Genomic DNA, 15,379 nt, shown 5'->3' with positions numbered 1-15,379 from the left:
GCCGGCCTCACGAGCGGGGGCCTGCTTCCTGGGTGGGGCGGCGGGGCCCGTCGGCGGTCGGCTGTGCGGGGGTGTCGGGGGAGGGCACAGCGGAGGCACTCGGGGGACTGAGAAGCATGATCAAGATCGTATATCCCGATGCCACCGTCGCGGTGCCCGGGTAAGTAGCCAACAATTTGGGGTAGTTAGTGGGGCTTCAGGGGTGGGGGTGACGTGAGTGTGCGGGGCGGTGGTGAGGGGTGGAGTGGGAATTGCCCGCAGCACAATCGGGCCGCCTGCCGGGGAGCCGTGCGGGGTGCGCGGCGATCGGGGCGGGCGGCCCGACGGGGAGTTCGTGCGGGTCAGCGGTGGGTGAAGTGGGGTGGGCGCTTGTCGATGAAGGCGGTCATGCCTTCCTTTTGGTCCGCGGTGGCGAAGACCGCGTGGAAGATTCGGCGTTCGAAGTGGACGCCTTCGGCGAGGGTGGTTTCGAAGGACCGGTTGACCGCTTCTTTGGCCATCATTGCGACCGGAAGTGACATGCCCGAAATGGTTTCGGCGACCGCAAGCGCCTCGGTGTGCAGTTGGTCGGCGGGCACCACGCGGGAGACGAGGCCGGAGCGTTCGGCCTCCGCGGCGTCCATGGTGCGGCCCGTCAGACACATCTCCATCGCCTTGGCCTTGCCGATGGCCCGGGTCAGCCGTTGCGAGCCGCCGATGCCGGGCAGGACGCCCAGTTTGATCTCCGGTTGGCCGAAGACGGCGGTGTCTGCGGCGAGCAACACATCACAGAGCATGGCCAGTTCACAGCCACCGCCCAGGGCGTAGCCGGCGACGGCGGCGACGGTCGGCGTGCGGAGTCGGCCGAGCCGGTCCCAGGCGCCGAACCAGTCGCTCAGGTACATGTCGAGGTAGCCCTGCGGCTGCATCTCCTTGATGTCGGCGCCGGCCGCGAACGCCTTGGCCGAGCCGGTGAGGACGATGCAGCCGCAGTCCGGGTCCCGGTCGAGGGCTTCGGTGGCGGCGACGACCTCGTGCATGAGCCGGAGGTTCAGTGCGTTGCGGGCCTCGGGGCGGTTGAGGGTGACCAGGGCGGTGCGGCCGGTGCGTTCGACCAGGATCGTCTCGTAGGTGTCGGTCGGTGGCGTGATGGTCATGCCGGTCCTCCGTCGCGCTGTTCCCTGATGTCCCGGACGATGCCGGAGAAGTCGGCGTCGACGCCTGCTTGTTGGGCGTAGGTGGCGTACAACTCGGCGGCGTGTCGACCGAGTTCGGTGCGGACGCCGGTGGCCTCGGCGGCGTTGGCGGCCAGGCCGAGGTCCTTGGCCATGAGCGGTGCGGCGAAGCCGGGGCGGTAGTCGTGGTTGGCGGGGCTGGTGGGCACCGGGCCGGGGACGGGGCAGTTGGTGGTCAGGGCCCAGCACTGGCCGGAGGAGGTGGCGGCCACGTCGTAGAGCGCCTGGTGGGAGAGGCCGAGGCTCTCGCCGAGCACGAACGCCTCGCTGACCGCGATCATCGAGATGCCCAGGATCATGTTGTTGCAGATCTTCGCGGCCTGGCCGGCGCTCGGGCCGCCGCAGTGGACGGTCTTGCGGCCCAACACGTCGAGGTACGGGGCGACTTGGGCGGCGTCGTCCGGCTCGCCGCCCACCATGAAGGTGAGGGTGCCGGCCTCGGCGCCGACGACGCCGCCGGAGACCGGTGCGTCGAGCATCCGCATCCCGGCCGCGGTGGCCTTGTCGTGGGCGGCGCGGGCGTCGCCGACGTCGATGGTGGAGCAGTCGACGAAGAGCGTTCCGGGGCGGGCGGCGGCGAGGATGTCGTCGTAGAGGGCGAGGACGTGGCGGCCGGCGGGCAGCATGGTGAAGACCAGGTCGGCGTCGGCCACGGCCTCCGTCGCGGATGCGGCGGGCGTCACGCCGGCGGTGGCGGCCGCGTCCAGGCAGGTGGCCACCTTGTCGTAGCCGCGCACGCGGTGGCCGGCCGCGGCGAGGTTGGCGGCCATCGGCGCGCCCATGTTGCCCAGTCCGATGAAGGCGAGGGTCACGGTCACCAGGGGACCTCCTGTGTCGTGCCGGGTTGGGCGAGTCCCAGCTCGTCGGCGCCCAGCGGGGCGAAGAAGCGGGCGATGTGCTCGTCGGTGACGTCGGCGAGGGTGGCTGGGGACCAGCGCGGGGTGCGGTCCTTGTCGACGATCTGGGCACGGATGCCCTCGACCAGGTCGGGGGCGGTCAGCGAGGCGCAGGAGACGCGGTATTCCTGGTCGAGTACCGCTTCGAGGGAGCCCAGGTGCCGGGCCCTGCGGAGGGCGGTGAGGGTGACCTTGAGGGAGGTGGGTGACTTGGTGAGCAGCGTCTCGGCCGCTTCCTTGGCCGCCGGGTCGCCGTGGGAGGAGAGCCGGTCGATGATCTCCTCGACGGTGTCGGCGGTGTAGCAGGCGTCGATCCACGGCCGCTGGTCGGCGAGTTGGCCGGAGGGGGCCGGGCGGACGTGGCGTTCCAGGACCGTGTGGACGGGGCGCTCGGCGAGGTCGTCGCGGAGTGCCGGGAGGCCCTCGGAGGGGACGTAGTGGTCGGCGAGTCCGCACAAGAGGGCGTCGGCCGCGGTGATTTGAGCGCCCGTCAGCGCGAGGTGGAGGCCGAGCGATCCGGGTGCGAGGGCGAGGAGGTAGGTGCCGCCGACGTCGGGGACGAAGCCGATGCCGGTCTCGGGCATGGCGATCCGGGAGCGTTCGGTGACGATGCGGACGCTGCCGTGGGCGGAGACGCCGACGCCGCCGCCCATGACGATGCCGTCCATCAGGGCTACATAGGGCTTGCGGTAGCGGGCGATGCGGGCGTTGAGCCGGTACTCGTCGGCCCAGAAGGCGGCGGACGCGGTGCCGTCGCCGTCGCGCGCGTCGTCGTGGACGGCACGGATGTCGCCGCCCGCACACAGGCCCCGCTCCCCCGCGCCGGTCAGTACGACGGTCTCGATGCCGGGGTCGTTCTCCCAGGCGGTGAGGGCCTCGTCGATGCGGCGGACCATGGTGTGGGTGAGGGCGTTGAGGGCGCGGGGGCGATTGAGGGTCAGATAGCCGGCCCGGCCGCGGGTCTCCAGCAGGACCGGCTGGTCGTCGGCGCCGGTCACTGGAACGCCTCCGTCAGGCCGCGGGCCACGATGACGCGCATGATCTCGTTGGTTCCTTCCAGGATCTGGTGGACGCGCAGGTCGCGCACGATCTTCTCGATGCCGTATTCGGCCAGGTAGCCGTAGCCGCCGTGGAGTTGGAGGGCGCGGTCGGCGACGGAGTAGCCGGTGTCGGTGGCGAAGCGCTTGGCCATCGCGCAGAGTTGGGGCGCCTGGGGGTCGCCGCGGTCGAGTGCCTGGGCGGCCTGGTGGACCAGGGCCCGGGCGGCGGCGAGTTCGGTGGCCATGTCGGCGAGGCGGAAGCGCAGCGCCTGGGCGTCCAGCAGGCGGGCGCCGAACGCCTCGCGGTCGGCGAGGTGGGCCAGGCTGCGGTCCAGGGCGCTGCGGGCGCCGCCGAGGGAGCAGGCGGCGATGCCGAGGCGGCCGCCGTTGAGGGCGTTCATGGCGATCCGGAAGCCCTGGCCCTCGCCGCCGAGCAGCCGTTCGGCGGGGATGCGGACGCCGTCGAGGATGACCTGGCGGGTGGGTTGGGCGTTCCAGCCCATCTTGCGTTCGTTGGCGCCGAAGGAGACGCCGGCGTCGTCCTTGTCGACGAGGAAGGCGGAGACGCCGCGCGGGCCCTCGTCGCCGGTGCGGGCCATGACGACGTAGAGCTGGGAGGCGCCGGCGCCGGAGATGAACTGCTTGACACCGGTCAGGACGTAGTCGTCGCCGTCGCGGACGGCGCGGGTGCGCAGGGCCGCGGCGTCGGAGCCGGCGCCCGGTTCGGTCAGGCAGTAGCTGGCGAGGTCGTCCATCGCGCACAGCCGGGGCAGCCAGCGTTCGCGCTGGTCGGGGCTGCCGTAGTGGTCGATCATCCAGCCGACCATGTTGTGGATGGAGAGGTAGCCGGCGATGGCGGGGCAGCCGGAAGCGAGGGTCTCGAAGATCAGGACGCCGTCGGCGCGGGTGAGTCCGCTGCCGCCGGACTCCTCGCGCACGTAGACGCCGCCGAGTCCCAGGCCGGCGGCCTTGCGGAGCACGTCGAGGGGGAAGTGCTTGTCGCGGTCCCAGTCCAGGGCGTGTGGGGCGAGGTGGTCCTGGGTGAAGTCCAAGGTGGTTTCGACCAGGGCCAGTTGGTCCTCGGTGAGGTAGGTCGTGGTCACCGTGGTCACCTCATCACCGGGATCGTGAAGCTGGCGCCCTCCCTGATGCCGGCGGGCCAGCGGGAGGTGACGGTCTTGGTGCGGGTGTAGAAGCGGATGGCGTCCGGGCCGTGCTGGTTGAGGTCGCCGAAGCCCGAGCGCTTCCAGCCGCCGAAGGTGTAGTAGGAGACCGGGACCGGGATGGGGACGTTGACGCCGACCATGCCGGTGTTGACGCGTCGGGTGAAGTCGCGGGCGGTGTCGCCGTCGCGGGTGAAGAGGGCGACACCGTTGCCGTAGGGGTGTTCGCTGGGCAGGCGCAGCGCCTCTTCGTAGTCGGCGGCGCGCACGACGGACAGGACCGGGCCGAAGATCTCCTCCTGGTAGATCCGCATGTCCGGGGTGACGCGGTCGAAGAGTGACGGGCCGGCGAAGAAGCCGCCCTCGTGGCCGGGGAGGGTGAAGTCCCGTCCGTCGACGACGAGTTCGGCGCCCTCCTCGACGCCGAGGTCGACGTAGGAGCGCACCCGGTCGACGGCGTCCCGGCCGACCAGCGGACCGAAGTCGGCGTCCGGGTCGTCGCTGCGGCCGACGCGGAGTTGGGCGATGCGTTCCGTCAGTCGTGCGACCAGGGCGTCGGCGGTCTCTTCGCCGACGGGTACGGCGACCGAGACGGCCATGCAGCGTTCGCCGGCGGAGCCGTAACCGGCGCCGATGAGGGCGTCCACCGCCTGGTCGAGGTCGGCGTCGGGCATGACGATCAGGTGGTTCTTGGCGCCGCCGAAGCACTGGGCGCGCTTGCCGTGGGCGGCGGCGGTGGCGTAGACGTGGGCGGCGATCGGGGTGGAGCCGACGAAGCCGAGGGCTCCGACGCGGGGGTCGGTCAGCAGGGTGTCGACGGTTTCCTTGCCGCCGTTGACGACGTTGAGCACGCCGGGCGGCAGGCCCGCCTCCAGGAACAGTTCGGCGATCCGGTGCGGGACCGAGGGGGCGCGCTCGGAGGGCTTGAGGATGAAGGCGTTTCCGCAGGCCAGGGCGGGGGCTGCCTGCCAAAGGGGGATCATCGCGGGGAAGTTGAACGGGGTGATCCCGGCGGCCACGCCGATCGGTGAGCGCAGGGAGTGCACGTCGATGCCGGTGCCGGCGTTGTCGCTGAACTCGCCCTTGAGCAGGTGCGGGATACCGGCGGCGAACTCCACGACGTCCAGGCCGCGTTGGAGGTCGCCGTGGGCGTCGGGGATGGTCTTGCCGTGCTCGGAGGAGAGTAGGCGGGCCAGGGAGTCCTTGTCGCGATCGGCGAGTTGGAGGAAGCGCAGGAGGACCCGGGCCCGGCGCTGCGGGTTCCATTCGCCCCAGGCGCGTTGGGCCTCGGTGGCGTCGGCGATGGCGGCCTCGGTCTCGCTGCGGGTGGCGAGCGGGACGCGGGCCTGGACCTCGCCGGTGTTGGGGTCGTAGACGTCGCCGTGGGCCCCCGAGGTTCCCGGGGTGGGCTTGCCGCCGACGAAGTGGGTGAGTTCGCGGACGGGTTGGGGGGTGTGTGCACGGACCATGGTTGCCTGCTCTCGTCAGGTGGGATCCGGGGATGGCGCGCCGGTCCGCGGCACGCGCGCGGAGGCGGGCGGGCCGTGGGGACGCGGAATCGCGTATGGCGGAAGGACCGCTCAGACGGTGGGGGCCGCGGAGGCGGTCCTCCCTGCCCGTCCGGGCGGTTGACCAGGGTCGCGGGTGCGCACCAGTGCCATGCGTGTCTGCTCCATCCTCGTGGACAACACGGAACACCCCACGGCCGGTATCCTGACTTCCGGATCGGCGCGCGCCGTCCGCCTTCCCGACCGCTTACACGTCAGTGGCGTACTGCTCGACGGCGTGCTCCCCGGTAACAGTGGCGGGACCGTGCCGGATTCGCACCGGCTTCCCTGCACCGTGGGCTTCGCTCTCGAATATATAGTTGGACGTCCTAGTAAATCTACCCTTGACTGCACACCGGTCGCCTGCTTGGCCGCAGGCGGTACGAGGGCAGGCCCTCAGGGCAGCGCGACGATGTTCGGCTTGCCCTTCACCGGGTGGATGCTGACCTCCGTCCGCACGCCGTAGACGTCGGCGATCAACTCCTCGGTCAGTACGGCCTCCGGGGGGCCGTCGGCGAGCAGTCGGCCCTGGTCGAGGACGCAGACGCGGTCGCAGAAGGCCGCGGCGAGGTTGAGGTCGTGGACCGCGATGACGGCGGTGACGCCGAGCGCCCGGACCAGTCGCAGGGCGTCGAGCTGGTGGCGCAGGTCCAGGTGGTTGGTCGGCTCGTCGAGCACCATGACCGACGGTTGTTGGGCCAATGCCCGGGCGATCAGCACGCGTTGCTTCTCACCGCCGGAGAGCCGGTCGAAGCGTCGGTCGGCCAGTTCGGCGACGCCCAGGGATGCCAGCGCGGAGTCGACGGCCTCGGTGTCGTCCCGGCCGTCCGCCTGGAACGCCCGGCGGTAGGGGGCGCGCCCCATCGCCACCACGTCCCGGGTGGTCAGGCCGAAGTCGGAGGGCATCTCCTGGAGTACCGCGGCGAGCGTGCGGGCGACGTGGCGGGCCGGCAGGCTCCGGATGTCCGTGCCGTCGAGCAGGACGCGGCCGGAGCTCGGCCGCAGGGCCCGGTAACAGGTGCGCAGCAGGGTGGACTTGCCCGCTCCGTTCGGACCGACCAGGCCGACCACCTCGCCCGGTCCGGCCCGTAGCGAGACGCCGTCGACCAGGGTGCGGCCGGCCACCTCGACGGTCACCGACTCGATGCGCAGTTCGCTCATGCCGAAACCTCCCTTCGCTCGCCGTCGCACGCGCCAGGCGCGCACCTTCCCACGAGTCGCTCGCTGTGCTCGCTCATGCCAGACCCTTGCGGTACATCAGCCACAGGAAGGTGGGACCGCCGGCCAGGGCGGTGACGATGCCCACGGGGATCTCCTCGGGGCTGATCACCGTACGGGCGAGCAGGTCCGCACCGATCAGGAAGACCGCGCCGAGCAGCGCGGCGACGGGCAGGGCGCGGCGGTGGTTGGCGCCGACCAACAGCCGGGTGATGTGCGGCATCATCAGGCCGACGAAGCCGATCGCTCCGCTGACCGCCACCATGACCCCGGTCAGCAGGGCGCACAGGACGAAGAGCAGGGCCCGGAAGCGACCGACGTTCAACCCCAGTGCGGCGGCTGCCTCGTCACCGGCCAGCAGTACGTTGAGGTGCCTGGCGGTGCCCAACAGGGCGACGGTGCCGAGCAGTACGACGGCGGCCGGCAGCCACAGGGCGTCCCAGCCGGTGCCGCCCAGTCCGCCGAGCATCCACTGGAGCGCCGACTGGGCCTTCTGCGCCTGGTCGGAGGTGACGATCAGGAAGCTGGCGACGGCCGACAGGACCTGTCCGGTGGCGACGCCGGCGAGGATCAGGCGGACCGTGGTCATCCGTCCGCCGGCCCGCGCCAGGGCGTAGACGATCAGCAGGGCCGCCAGTCCGCCCAGGAACGCGGCGGCGGAGACCGAGTAGTGGCCGAAGACCGTGACGCCGCAGACGACCACCAGGACCGCGCCGACGCCGGCGCCCGAGGAGATGCCCAACAGGCCGGGATCGGCCAGTGGGTTGCGGACCAGTGCCTGGAGCGCCATGCCGCAGACCGACAGTCCGGCGCCCACCGTGGCGCCGAGCAGCACCCGGGGCATCCGGACGTCCATCACGATGGTCTCCCGTACCCGCGGCCAGTCGGCGTCGACCAGGGACGGCACGACCCGGTGGGCCAGGATGCGCCAGACCTCCCCGGGCGGCACCGCGACCGAGCCGAGCGCGACCGCGCAGGTGGCCGCCGCCAGCAGCAGGACGGCCAGGCCGGCCACCACCGCCCCGTACCGGAATCGGGTCACCGGAAGGAGTCCGGATGGAGCTGCCGGGCCAGTGTCTCGACGGCCGCCGGCACCCGCACGCCCAACACCGTCGAGCTCAACGGCAGTACGGCGAACCGCTGGTGACGGATGGCCGGCACGTCCTTCAGGGCGGGCTGGGAGAGCAGGAAGTCCTTCTTGGCGGAGACCGGGGTGTCACCGTAGTCGTAGAGCACGATGACCTCGGGGGCGCGCTGGGCGACCTGCTCGAAGGAGACGTTGCCGAAGGTCTTCTTGAGGTCGGCGAAGACGTTGCCGCCACCGGCCCGCTTGACCATGTCGTTGCCGATGCCGGCGCCGCCCGCGGTGAACGCGGTCTGTTCCCCGCTGTCGTAGACGAACGTCCTGACCGGTTGGGTGCCGGCCAGTCGGGACGCGACGCCGTCCAGGGTGCGGTGCTGGGAGGCGATCAGTTTCTCGGCCCGGTCCGGCACTCCGAAGATCCGGCCGATGGTGCGGATCTCGCGGTCGTCGGTCTCCTGGGTCACCGGTCCGCCGGGGCAGTTCTCGATGTTGAGGTAGGTGTCGATGCCGGCCTTGCCGAGCGTGGGCCGGCCGCGGCCCTGGGACTGGTCGAAGGCGCTGGCGAAACCGCCGTAGACGAAGTCCGGTTCGGCGGACAGCAGCGTCTCCTCGTCGGGGTACCGCTTGGCCAGCACCTTGATCCCGTCGTAGGCGGCCCGGTACTGCGGCAGCACGGTGTCGTCGCGGTAGGCGGTGCCGACCATGGATTTCTGGAGTCCCAACGCCAGCATGATCTCCGTGGCGTGCTGGTTGAGCGTCACCGACCGGGTCGGTGGGCGCTGGTAGGTGGTGGTGACGCCGCAGTTGTGCACGGTGTACGGAAAGCCCTTGGCGGCGGGCGCCGAGGAGGTCGGGCGGGTCTGGGAAGTGGCGGAGCCACAACCGGCCACCAGCAGCAGGCTGAGGGCCGCGGCCAGGCCGGGAAGCACGCGTATGCGCATGACGAAGGGGAGATCCTCTCACCGGAACCGGGCCGGAGTCGGGGTACGGCAGTGGGCCAGTCTCCTGACTCCCGGATCAACGCTCCCCTCGGCCTTCCCGCCTTGCGGCCGTGGCCTTTTGGTGAGGTTCGCTCCCCGGTCACAGTGGCGCGACCGCGCCGGATTTGCACCGGCTTCCTGGCATCCGCCGACATTCTAAGGGGTCGGTTTTCCTGGCGTGTGACAGGATGTCCGGCCATGGCTGCCTCCCCCGACACCGACCGCGCCCCGCGGATCCTGTCGCAACTCGCCGGCCTCGGCCGCTTCTTCGACGTCGGTACGGGTGCGGTTCCCTTCCAGGCCCGCCCCTGGGCCGAGTTGGCGACCGACCGCGTCGCGCTCGCCGACCGGGTCGACGGCGTCGCGCACCGCCTGGCCCCGGTGGAACGGCGGGTGGCGACCTCGGTGATGTTCCAGGGCCTGGCGGCCCGGGTCTGGTCCCCGCTGATCGGCTCCCACCTCTGCCACGACGCCCTGCTCGACCTCTCCCCCGACACGCTTGCCTGGCTCCCCGCGCCGGGCGGCGCGGTGCCGCTGCACTGCGCCCGGCCCGCCGTGCACCGCGACGCGACACCGGCCGCGGTGTACGCACGGGGCCTGCGCCTGCTGGAGCCGGTCGCGGACGGGCTGCGGGAGCTGCTGCCGATCTCCCCGCGGGTGCTGTGGGGCAACTCCGCGTCCACGGTGGCCGAGGCGCTCGGCGCCGTGACCGCGGCCCGTCCCGACCTGACGGAACGGGCCCGGGAGCTGGGCGCGGCACTCACCGAGCACGACCGACATGCGGGACTGGGCACCTGGATACCCGGTTCGCCGCGGCCCAACTTCGGCTATCGGCGCTTGAGTTGCTGCCTCTACCACCGCAAGTCCGGCGTTTCGCCATGCGGGGACTGCGTGCTGCGCGGCCGCGACCGGTGACTCCGGGGCCGTGGACCGCCGGCACCCGGCATCGATCATCGTCGAACGTCGATGACGGTAGTCCACCGCGTCTCCTGGACGAAACCTGACCGTCCGTTTGCCCTGCTTTTGAGTGCCGGCGCTACGTTGCAACGACGGGGCAGACCAGATTCGGGGGGAGCACGCGGTGGCACTGGAACTACCCGACGCGGTGGTGTCGTTTCTCGACTTCATCGGCGTCCACTGGCCCAACGTCAACGAGGACAAGGTCCGCGAGTTCGCCGAGCACGTGCGGGAGTTCAGCAACAACCTCCAGCAGAGCCACCAGGACGCCAGCTCGCTGGTGGAGCAGCTCTCCGAGGTCTATCAGGGCCAGTCCTACGAGGCCCTGATGTCCAAGTGGAGCCAGATGTCGTCCGGCCACATGCAGGAGCTGATCACGGCGTGCAACACCGTGGCGACCGCCCTGGACGCCGCGGCCGGCGTCATCGTGGGCATGAAGGTGGCGGCCATCGCCGAACTGGTGGCGCTGGCCATCTCGTTCGTCGCGGACCAGGCCGCCGCGGCCGTCACCTTCGGCATCGCCGAGGCGGCGGAGGCCGGCATCATCGCGGCGGCCCGCAAGGCGACGAGCTATCTGGAACAGCAGCTGGAGCAGTACGTCATCGGTGAGGTGATCGAGGCCGCCATCACTCCGCTCGTCGAGGTGGTCGGGAAGGCGGTGAGCGGGCTCGTCTACGAGGGCACCGCCAAGGCCCTCGGGGTGCCCGCCGGCGGAGGCGGGGCGGGCGGCAGCTTCTCCGTCCATCCCCACTGCACGCCCGCTCGGAGACGCTGGCCTCGCACGCCCAGACGGTCGCCTCGCACGCCGAGACCTTCACCAGCAAGGTGAGCGGTGTGAGCTTCGACTGACGCTCCGGACCCGGATCACCGGGGAGCGGCCGGGGCCGCTGCCCGCCCAGCGGTCGAGGCGACGCCTCGCCCGGGGTGCACTCGTGCGCGCTCGATAGGATCGGGGCGTTGGCACAAGCACTCTCAGGAGGCGTTTTCTCATGGCGAAGGTCACGTTGAAGGGCAACCCGGTTTCGGTCGGCGGCTCCCTCCCCCAGCCGGGCGACACCGCTCCGGCATTCACGCTGGTCGGCGCGGGCCTGGCGGACCGCTCCCTCAAGGACTTCGCCGGCAAGCGCAAGGTCCTCAGCATCTTCCCCAGCGTCGACACCCCCACGTGCGCGGCCTCCGTGCGCAAGTTCAACTCCGTGGCCAGTGAGCTCGCGGACACGGTCGTGCTGTGCATCTCCGCCGACCTGCCGTTCGCGCAGGCGCGGTTCTGCGGGTCGGAGGATCTGGAGAACGTCCACAACCTGTCCGCCTTCCGCAGCCGGGAGTTCCTCACCGAGTACGGCGTCGCGATCGAGGACGGCCCGCTGGCCGGCCTGGCGGCCCGTGCCGTGATCGTGCTGGATGCCGACGACAAGGTCGTGCACGCACAGCTCGTTTCGGAGATCTCCGAGGAGCCGGAGTACGACGCCGCCCTCGCCGCGCTGAAGTAGGCGCGCCTCCGGGCCGAGCCCGGAGCAGGGCAATGATGCCGGCCCGCCGTCCGTTTCCGCCCGGGGACGGACGGCGGGCCGACGCATGCCATCAGTGCGCCGGGTCGGACGCGGCGCCCTGCACCAGCGCCCTGAGCACGTCCTCCGAGCGGCTCCCCTCCTGCGCGGTGACCAGGACCAGTGACTGGTCGGGCGTGCGGGCGAGCACGAGGATCTGCTGGGTGACCGTGAGCTCGCCCGCCTGCGGATGGCGCAGCCGATACGCCTCCGCTTCGCACGGCCGGATCCGGTGGTCGCCCCAGAGCGCGGCGAACTCCGCGGACTGCACGGACAGTTCGCCGACCAGCGCGGCCAACAGCACGTCCTCGGGATGGCGTCCCGCAACCTGCCGCAGATGCCCGACGACCGCCCGTGCCTTGCGTGCCCAGTCCGCGTAGAGGTGCCTGGTGTGCGGGTCGAGGAAGGCCATGCGGGCCAGGTTCGGCCGGTCGGCGGGGCGGTCGGGCGCGGTGGGGTCGAGGTGACCCGCGAGGAGGGCACGGGCCGGGGCGTTCCAGGCCAACACATCGGTACGGCGGCCCAGGACCAGCGCCGGGGTGGGCCCGACCGACCGCAACAGGTCGCGGGTCAGGGCGTCGACGCGTTCCGCGGGAGGGCGGCCGAGGGACCGTGGGCGCCGGACGGCGAGCTCCCGCAGGTGGGTCCGCTCGTGCTCGTCCAACCGTAGGGCGCCGGCGAGCGCCGCCAGCACGCCGTCGGAGGCGCGGACCGGCTGGTCCTGTTCGAGGCGGGTGTAGTACGAGACGCTCACACCCGCCAACTGCGCGACCTCCTCGCGCCGCAGCCCCACCACCCGCCGCACGCCGGGCGACGCCGGCAAGCCCACGTCGTCGGGCCGCAGCCGCGCCCGTCGGGCCCGTAGGAACGCGCCAAGTTGGAGGGAATCCGCCATGTCCCGAGTATGCCCGCCGCCCCGTCCGTCAGCCTGCCCCTGCCGTGCATAGGCACAACCCGGGACTGGTCTCCACCGCCCTCCGACGCCAGGTTGGAGGCAGCCGCACAGCACCAGGCATCCGGAGCGCCGGACAACAGGGACACCGGACAACAGTGGTGCCAGGCACCCGCAACATCGGCAACAGGACGGGATCAGCCATGCAGGACATCGTGCTCGGGGACGTCTCGATCACCCGGATCGTCGAGTACTACGGATCGGTCGAGTTGGCCCCGGCGACCTTCTTCCCCGAGGCGCCGGAGCGTGCCTGGCACGAGCACCGCGGCTGGCTGGCACCGGACTTCGTCGACCCCGACGCGAACGTCTGCGTCAGTGCGATCCAGACCTGGCTGCTGCGCAGCGAGGGCCGCACGATCCTGGTCGACACCGGCGTCGGCAACCACAAGGAACGCCCGTACTCGCCGGTCTGGAGCCGTCTCGACACCGACTTCCTCGGCGAACTGGCCCGGGCCGGCGTCCGACCGGAGGACGTCGACCTCGTCATCAACACCCATCTCCACGTCGACCACGTCGGCTGGAACACCCGGCTCGACGCACCGGCTCCAGCACCCTCACCTCCACCCTCCTGGGCACCCTGCGCAACGACGCCCGCACACGCGGCGAATTCCTCGCCCTGGCCGGCCTCACCTGACAACTCCCCGCGCCCCTCGACAAGGCTGGCCGCCCCAGCCGTCACCTCAGACCTGGCGGACATAGGACGCGAGGCGATCGGCGAACGCGCTGCCGAGGTCGCGCAGTTCATCGGGGCGCTCGATGGCGAACGGCCGGTCGAGTGCGGCGAGCACCGGAGGCAACCAGTCGAGCCGCTCGGCCCGTAGCTCGACGCGCCACCAGCGCTCCGTGGCCCGGTCCTGGCCCGCCGCGGACCCGCGCTCCTCCAAGCGCGCGACGCTGGCGGGAAGTTGGGCGCGGATCTGCTCAACTGTCCCGTGGATCCGCAGGGTCACCTCATGCTGGTACTCAGCCGTGGCGAACCCCGACACCACACGCTGTGCCGGACCGGGACCCGCGGGTGCTTCGAAGGAGCCGGGCAGGGTCCTGGCGTCCGCGATGCGGTCGAGCCGGAGGGTTCGGTCCTCGTCGAGCTGGGCGTCCTTGCCCGTGACGTACCACCGGCCCGAATGGGCGACGATCCCGTAAGCGTGCAGCGTGCGTGCGCTGTGCCGTCCGTCGCGGTCGGTGTAGCGGACGGAGACCGGTCGGTGGTGGCGCACCGCATCGGCGAGGGTGAGCAGGACCCCGGTGTCCGGGGTGTCGAACTCGCCGGGTTGATCCGTGAAGGCGAGGGTCTCCAGGAGCGTGTCGAGGCGACGGGCGATGTGCTTGGGCAGCACTCGCCGGATCTTCGCCGCCGCCGTCTCGTTGGCCGTGCGTTCCGTCGTCGTCAACCCAACTCGGCGACCGGCGATCAGGCCGAGCAGTACGGCCAGCGCCTCGTCGTCGCTGAGCATGAGCGGAGGCAAACGGTATCCGGGCGCGAGCCGGTACCCGCCGTAGCGGCCGCGCACCGACTCCACGGGCACGTCGAGGTCGATCAGTTGGTCCACATACCGCCGCACGGTGCGCCCTTCGACGCCGAGCCGGTCGGCGAGTTCGGCCACAGTCCGGACTCCTCCGGACTGCAGCAGCTCCAGGAGCGTCAGCACGCGGCCGGTGGGTCGAGGCATGCGCACAACATAACGCGAATACAGGACCGATTCTGTCCACTATTGCTCCTAGCCTGCGCAGTACACGCCCCCAGCACAGCCAAGGAGATCCCATGGACTTCGTCTCGATCCGCATCATCACCAGCGACATAGCGCGCCTCGTCGAGTTCTACGAGCGAGCCACCGGGACGCCGGCGACGTGGGCGACCGAAGACTTCGCCGAACTCAGGACCGCGGGCGCAACCCTCGCGATCGCCAGCACCCGCACTGTCCCGCTGTTCGCCCCGGGCTCCGCCCGCCCGGCGGCCAACCACAGCGTGATCACCGAGTTCCTCGTCGACGACGTGGACCGCGTCCACCAGAACCTGTCCGGCTTCGTCACCGACTTCGTCACCGCGCCCACCACGATGCCGTGGGGCAACCGGTCGCTGCTGTTCCGCGACCCCGACGGCAACCTCGTCAACTTCTTCACGCCCATCACCCCAGCGGCCATCCAGAAGTTCGCACGCTGACGCCCGCACGCGGCCACCCACGCGGGAGCCATGAGATTCCAGGGCTCCCGCTCGACACGCGCCACAAGTCACAGCACGGTGGCTCGGCCGCGGCGGACGGCTGATCGCCCCCGCAGCGGCCACTTACGGCAGCGGCAGGCAACCCGTAAGTGGCGAACAAGGGCGGCGGGGGCGATAGCCGGACGTTGAACGCGGCCTTCCACAACTCAGCCGCGTGATGACACCGCGTCGCGGTTCAGTACTGCTCGGTCTCGGTGAAGCCCGTGTCGTTGCCCGCGTCGAAGGCGTCGGCCGCGGCGCTCGGGTCGAACCCGGGTGGGCTGTCCCTGAACGTCAGGCCCATGGCGGCGAGTTTCGCCTTGACCTCGTCGATCGACTTCGCACCGAAGTTGCGAACGTCGAGCAGGTCGGCCTCGCTCCGTGCGATGAGTTCGCCCACGGAGTGGATGCCCTCGCGCTTGAGGCAGTTGTAGGAGCGGACGGTGAGCTCCAACTCCTCGATCGGCACTGCCAGATCGGCCGCCTGCGCGGCGTCCGTCGGGGACGGGCCCATGTCGATGCCCTCGGCGTCGATGTTCAGCTCGCGGGCGAGGCCGAACAGCTCCACCAGGGTCTTACCG

The 15,379-nt window shown here is 71.2% G+C and carries 15 protein-coding genes, 1 pseudogene and 2 riboswitches; of the genes and pseudogenes, 5 read left to right on the top strand and 11 right to left on the bottom strand.

The window, feature by feature from the left end; all coding sequences use genetic code 11:
* Window positions 1-341: 341 nt before the first annotated feature.
* The 8 genes from ACIQU6_RS19450 to ACIQU6_RS19415 form a co-directional block, all read right to left on the bottom strand.
* Window positions 342-1,136, bottom strand: a complete 795-nt coding sequence (locus ACIQU6_RS19450) for an enoyl-CoA hydratase (protein ID WP_403482868.1) — start codon at window positions 1,134-1,136, stop codon at window positions 342-344.
* A complete protein-coding gene (mmsB, locus tag ACIQU6_RS19445; RefSeq protein ID WP_403482867.1) occupies window positions 1,133-2,032 on the bottom strand; it encodes a 3-hydroxyisobutyrate dehydrogenase in 900 nt (299 codons plus the stop codon). The genes ACIQU6_RS19450 and mmsB overlap by 4 nt, the downstream gene beginning before the upstream one ends.
* Window positions 2,029-3,108 carry an enoyl-CoA hydratase/isomerase family protein gene (locus ACIQU6_RS19440; protein WP_403482866.1) on the bottom strand — a complete coding sequence of 360 codons (1,080 nt, stop codon included), beginning with the start codon at window positions 3,106-3,108 and terminating at the stop codon, window positions 2,029-2,031. The genes mmsB and ACIQU6_RS19440 overlap by 4 nt, the downstream gene beginning before the upstream one ends.
* A complete protein-coding gene (locus ACIQU6_RS19435; RefSeq protein ID WP_403482865.1) occupies window positions 3,105-4,253 on the bottom strand; it encodes an acyl-CoA dehydrogenase family protein in 1,149 nt (382 codons plus the stop codon). Before ACIQU6_RS19435 ends, ACIQU6_RS19440 begins: the two co-directional genes overlap by 4 nt.
* Before the next feature lie 5 nt (window positions 4,254-4,258).
* On the bottom strand, window positions 4,259-5,782 hold the full coding sequence (locus ACIQU6_RS19430; RefSeq protein WP_403482864.1) for a CoA-acylating methylmalonate-semialdehyde dehydrogenase: 1,524 nt from the start codon (window positions 5,780-5,782) through the stop codon (window positions 4,259-4,261).
* Window positions 5,783-5,998: 216 nt separating this feature from the next.
* Window positions 5,999-6,173, bottom strand: a riboswitch (cobalamin riboswitch).
* Window positions 6,174-6,256: 83 nt separating this feature from the next.
* Window positions 6,257-7,021, bottom strand: a complete 765-nt coding sequence (locus ACIQU6_RS19425) for an ABC transporter ATP-binding protein (protein ID WP_403482863.1) — start codon at window positions 7,019-7,021, stop codon at window positions 6,257-6,259.
* Window positions 7,022-7,094: 73 nt separating this feature from the next.
* A complete protein-coding gene (locus ACIQU6_RS19420; protein ID WP_403482862.1) occupies window positions 7,095-8,120 on the bottom strand; it encodes a FecCD family ABC transporter permease in 1,026 nt (341 codons plus the stop codon).
* Window positions 8,117-9,103 (bottom strand): ABC transporter substrate-binding protein, encoded by a 987-nt coding sequence (locus tag ACIQU6_RS19415; protein ID WP_403482861.1) that lies wholly within the window; start codon window positions 9,101-9,103, stop codon window positions 8,117-8,119. Before ACIQU6_RS19415 ends, ACIQU6_RS19420 begins: the two co-directional genes overlap by 4 nt.
* A gap of 36 nt (window positions 9,104-9,139) precedes the next feature.
* Window positions 9,140-9,310: riboswitch (cobalamin riboswitch) on the bottom strand.
* Window positions 9,311-9,340: 30 nt separating this feature from the next.
* Between ACIQU6_RS19415 and ACIQU6_RS19410 the strand changes: the two genes are divergently transcribed.
* From ACIQU6_RS19410 to tpx, 3 genes are all read left to right on the top strand, one after another.
* Complete coding sequence (locus tag ACIQU6_RS19410) at window positions 9,341-10,057, top strand: ferric iron reductase (RefSeq protein ID WP_403482860.1); 717 nt, start codon at window positions 9,341-9,343, stop codon at window positions 10,055-10,057.
* 166 nt (window positions 10,058-10,223) lie between these two features.
* The gene (locus tag ACIQU6_RS19405; RefSeq protein WP_403482859.1) at window positions 10,224-10,928 is read left to right on the top strand and encodes a WXG100 family type VII secretion target; all 705 of its coding nucleotides are present in this window, start codon (window positions 10,224-10,226) and stop codon (window positions 10,926-10,928) included.
* A gap of 160 nt (window positions 10,929-11,088) precedes the next feature.
* Window positions 11,089-11,589: a thiol peroxidase gene (tpx, locus tag ACIQU6_RS19400; RefSeq protein WP_403482858.1), complete on the top strand. Its 501-nt coding sequence runs from the start codon at window positions 11,089-11,091 to the stop codon at window positions 11,587-11,589.
* 91 nt (window positions 11,590-11,680) lie between these two features.
* Here tpx and ACIQU6_RS19395 read toward each other — a convergent pair whose 3' ends face one another.
* On the bottom strand, window positions 11,681-12,541 hold the full coding sequence (locus ACIQU6_RS19395; protein WP_403482857.1) for a helix-turn-helix domain-containing protein: 861 nt from the start codon (window positions 12,539-12,541) through the stop codon (window positions 11,681-11,683).
* 200 nt (window positions 12,542-12,741) lie between these two features.
* Here ACIQU6_RS19395 and ACIQU6_RS19390 point away from each other — a divergent pair.
* Window positions 12,742-13,161: pseudogene (locus ACIQU6_RS19390) on the top strand (MBL fold metallo-hydrolase); the annotation flags it as partial.
* 117 nt (window positions 13,162-13,278) lie between these two features.
* On the opposite strand, the gene ACIQU6_RS19385 reads toward ACIQU6_RS19390, so the two are convergent.
* On the bottom strand, window positions 13,279-14,268 hold the full coding sequence (locus ACIQU6_RS19385) for a helix-turn-helix transcriptional regulator (protein WP_403482856.1): 990 nt from the start codon (window positions 14,266-14,268) through the stop codon (window positions 13,279-13,281).
* 92 nt (window positions 14,269-14,360) lie between these two features.
* Between ACIQU6_RS19385 and ACIQU6_RS19380 the strand changes: the two genes are divergently transcribed.
* The gene (locus tag ACIQU6_RS19380) at window positions 14,361-14,759 is read left to right on the top strand and encodes a VOC family protein (RefSeq protein WP_403482855.1); all 399 of its coding nucleotides are present in this window, start codon (window positions 14,361-14,363) and stop codon (window positions 14,757-14,759) included.
* 235 nt (window positions 14,760-14,994) lie between these two features.
* Here ACIQU6_RS19380 and ACIQU6_RS19375 read toward each other — a convergent pair.
* A partial coding sequence (locus ACIQU6_RS19375) for a DNA-directed RNA polymerase subunit alpha C-terminal domain-containing protein (RefSeq protein WP_403482854.1) occupies window positions 14,995-15,379 on the bottom strand: 385 nt, incomplete at its 5' end.

Origin of the sequence: Streptomyces sp. NPDC090442 (assembly GCF_044769405.1) — a bacterium.
Taxonomy (GTDB): Bacteria; Actinomycetota; Actinomycetes; order Streptomycetales; family Streptomycetaceae; genus Streptomyces.
The sequence above is the reverse complement of the archived record's forward strand: the minus strand, read 5'-3'. Positions and strand labels throughout refer to the sequence as shown.

What these genes read in the sequence shown, in the direction of transcription:
- ACIQU6_RS19450 (WP_403482868.1), bottom strand. Translation starts at nt 1,136, where the DNA reads ATGACCATCACGCCACCGACCGACACCTACGAGACGATCCTGGTCGAA.
- ACIQU6_RS19430 (WP_403482864.1), bottom strand. Translation starts at nt 5,782, where the DNA reads ATGGTCCGTGCACACACCCCCCAACCCGTCCGCGAACTCACCCACTTC.
- ACIQU6_RS19425 (WP_403482863.1), bottom strand. Translation starts at nt 7,021, where the DNA reads ATGAGCGAACTGCGCATCGAGTCGGTGACCGTCGAGGTGGCCGGCCGC.
- ACIQU6_RS19415 (WP_403482861.1), bottom strand. Translation starts at nt 9,103, where the DNA reads ATGCGCATACGCGTGCTTCCCGGCCTGGCCGCGGCCCTCAGCCTGCTG.
- ACIQU6_RS19410 (WP_403482860.1), top strand. Translation starts at nt 9,341, where the DNA reads ATGGCTGCCTCCCCCGACACCGACCGCGCCCCGCGGATCCTGTCGCAA.
- tpx (WP_403482858.1), top strand. Translation starts at nt 11,089, where the DNA reads ATGGCGAAGGTCACGTTGAAGGGCAACCCGGTTTCGGTCGGCGGCTCC.
- ACIQU6_RS19395 (WP_403482857.1), bottom strand. Translation starts at nt 12,541, where the DNA reads ATGGCGGATTCCCTCCAACTTGGCGCGTTCCTACGGGCCCGACGGGCG.
- ACIQU6_RS19385 (WP_403482856.1), bottom strand. Translation starts at nt 14,268, where the DNA reads ATGCCTCGACCCACCGGCCGCGTGCTGACGCTCCTGGAGCTGCTGCAG.
- ACIQU6_RS19380 (WP_403482855.1), top strand. Translation starts at nt 14,361, where the DNA reads ATGGACTTCGTCTCGATCCGCATCATCACCAGCGACATAGCGCGCCTC.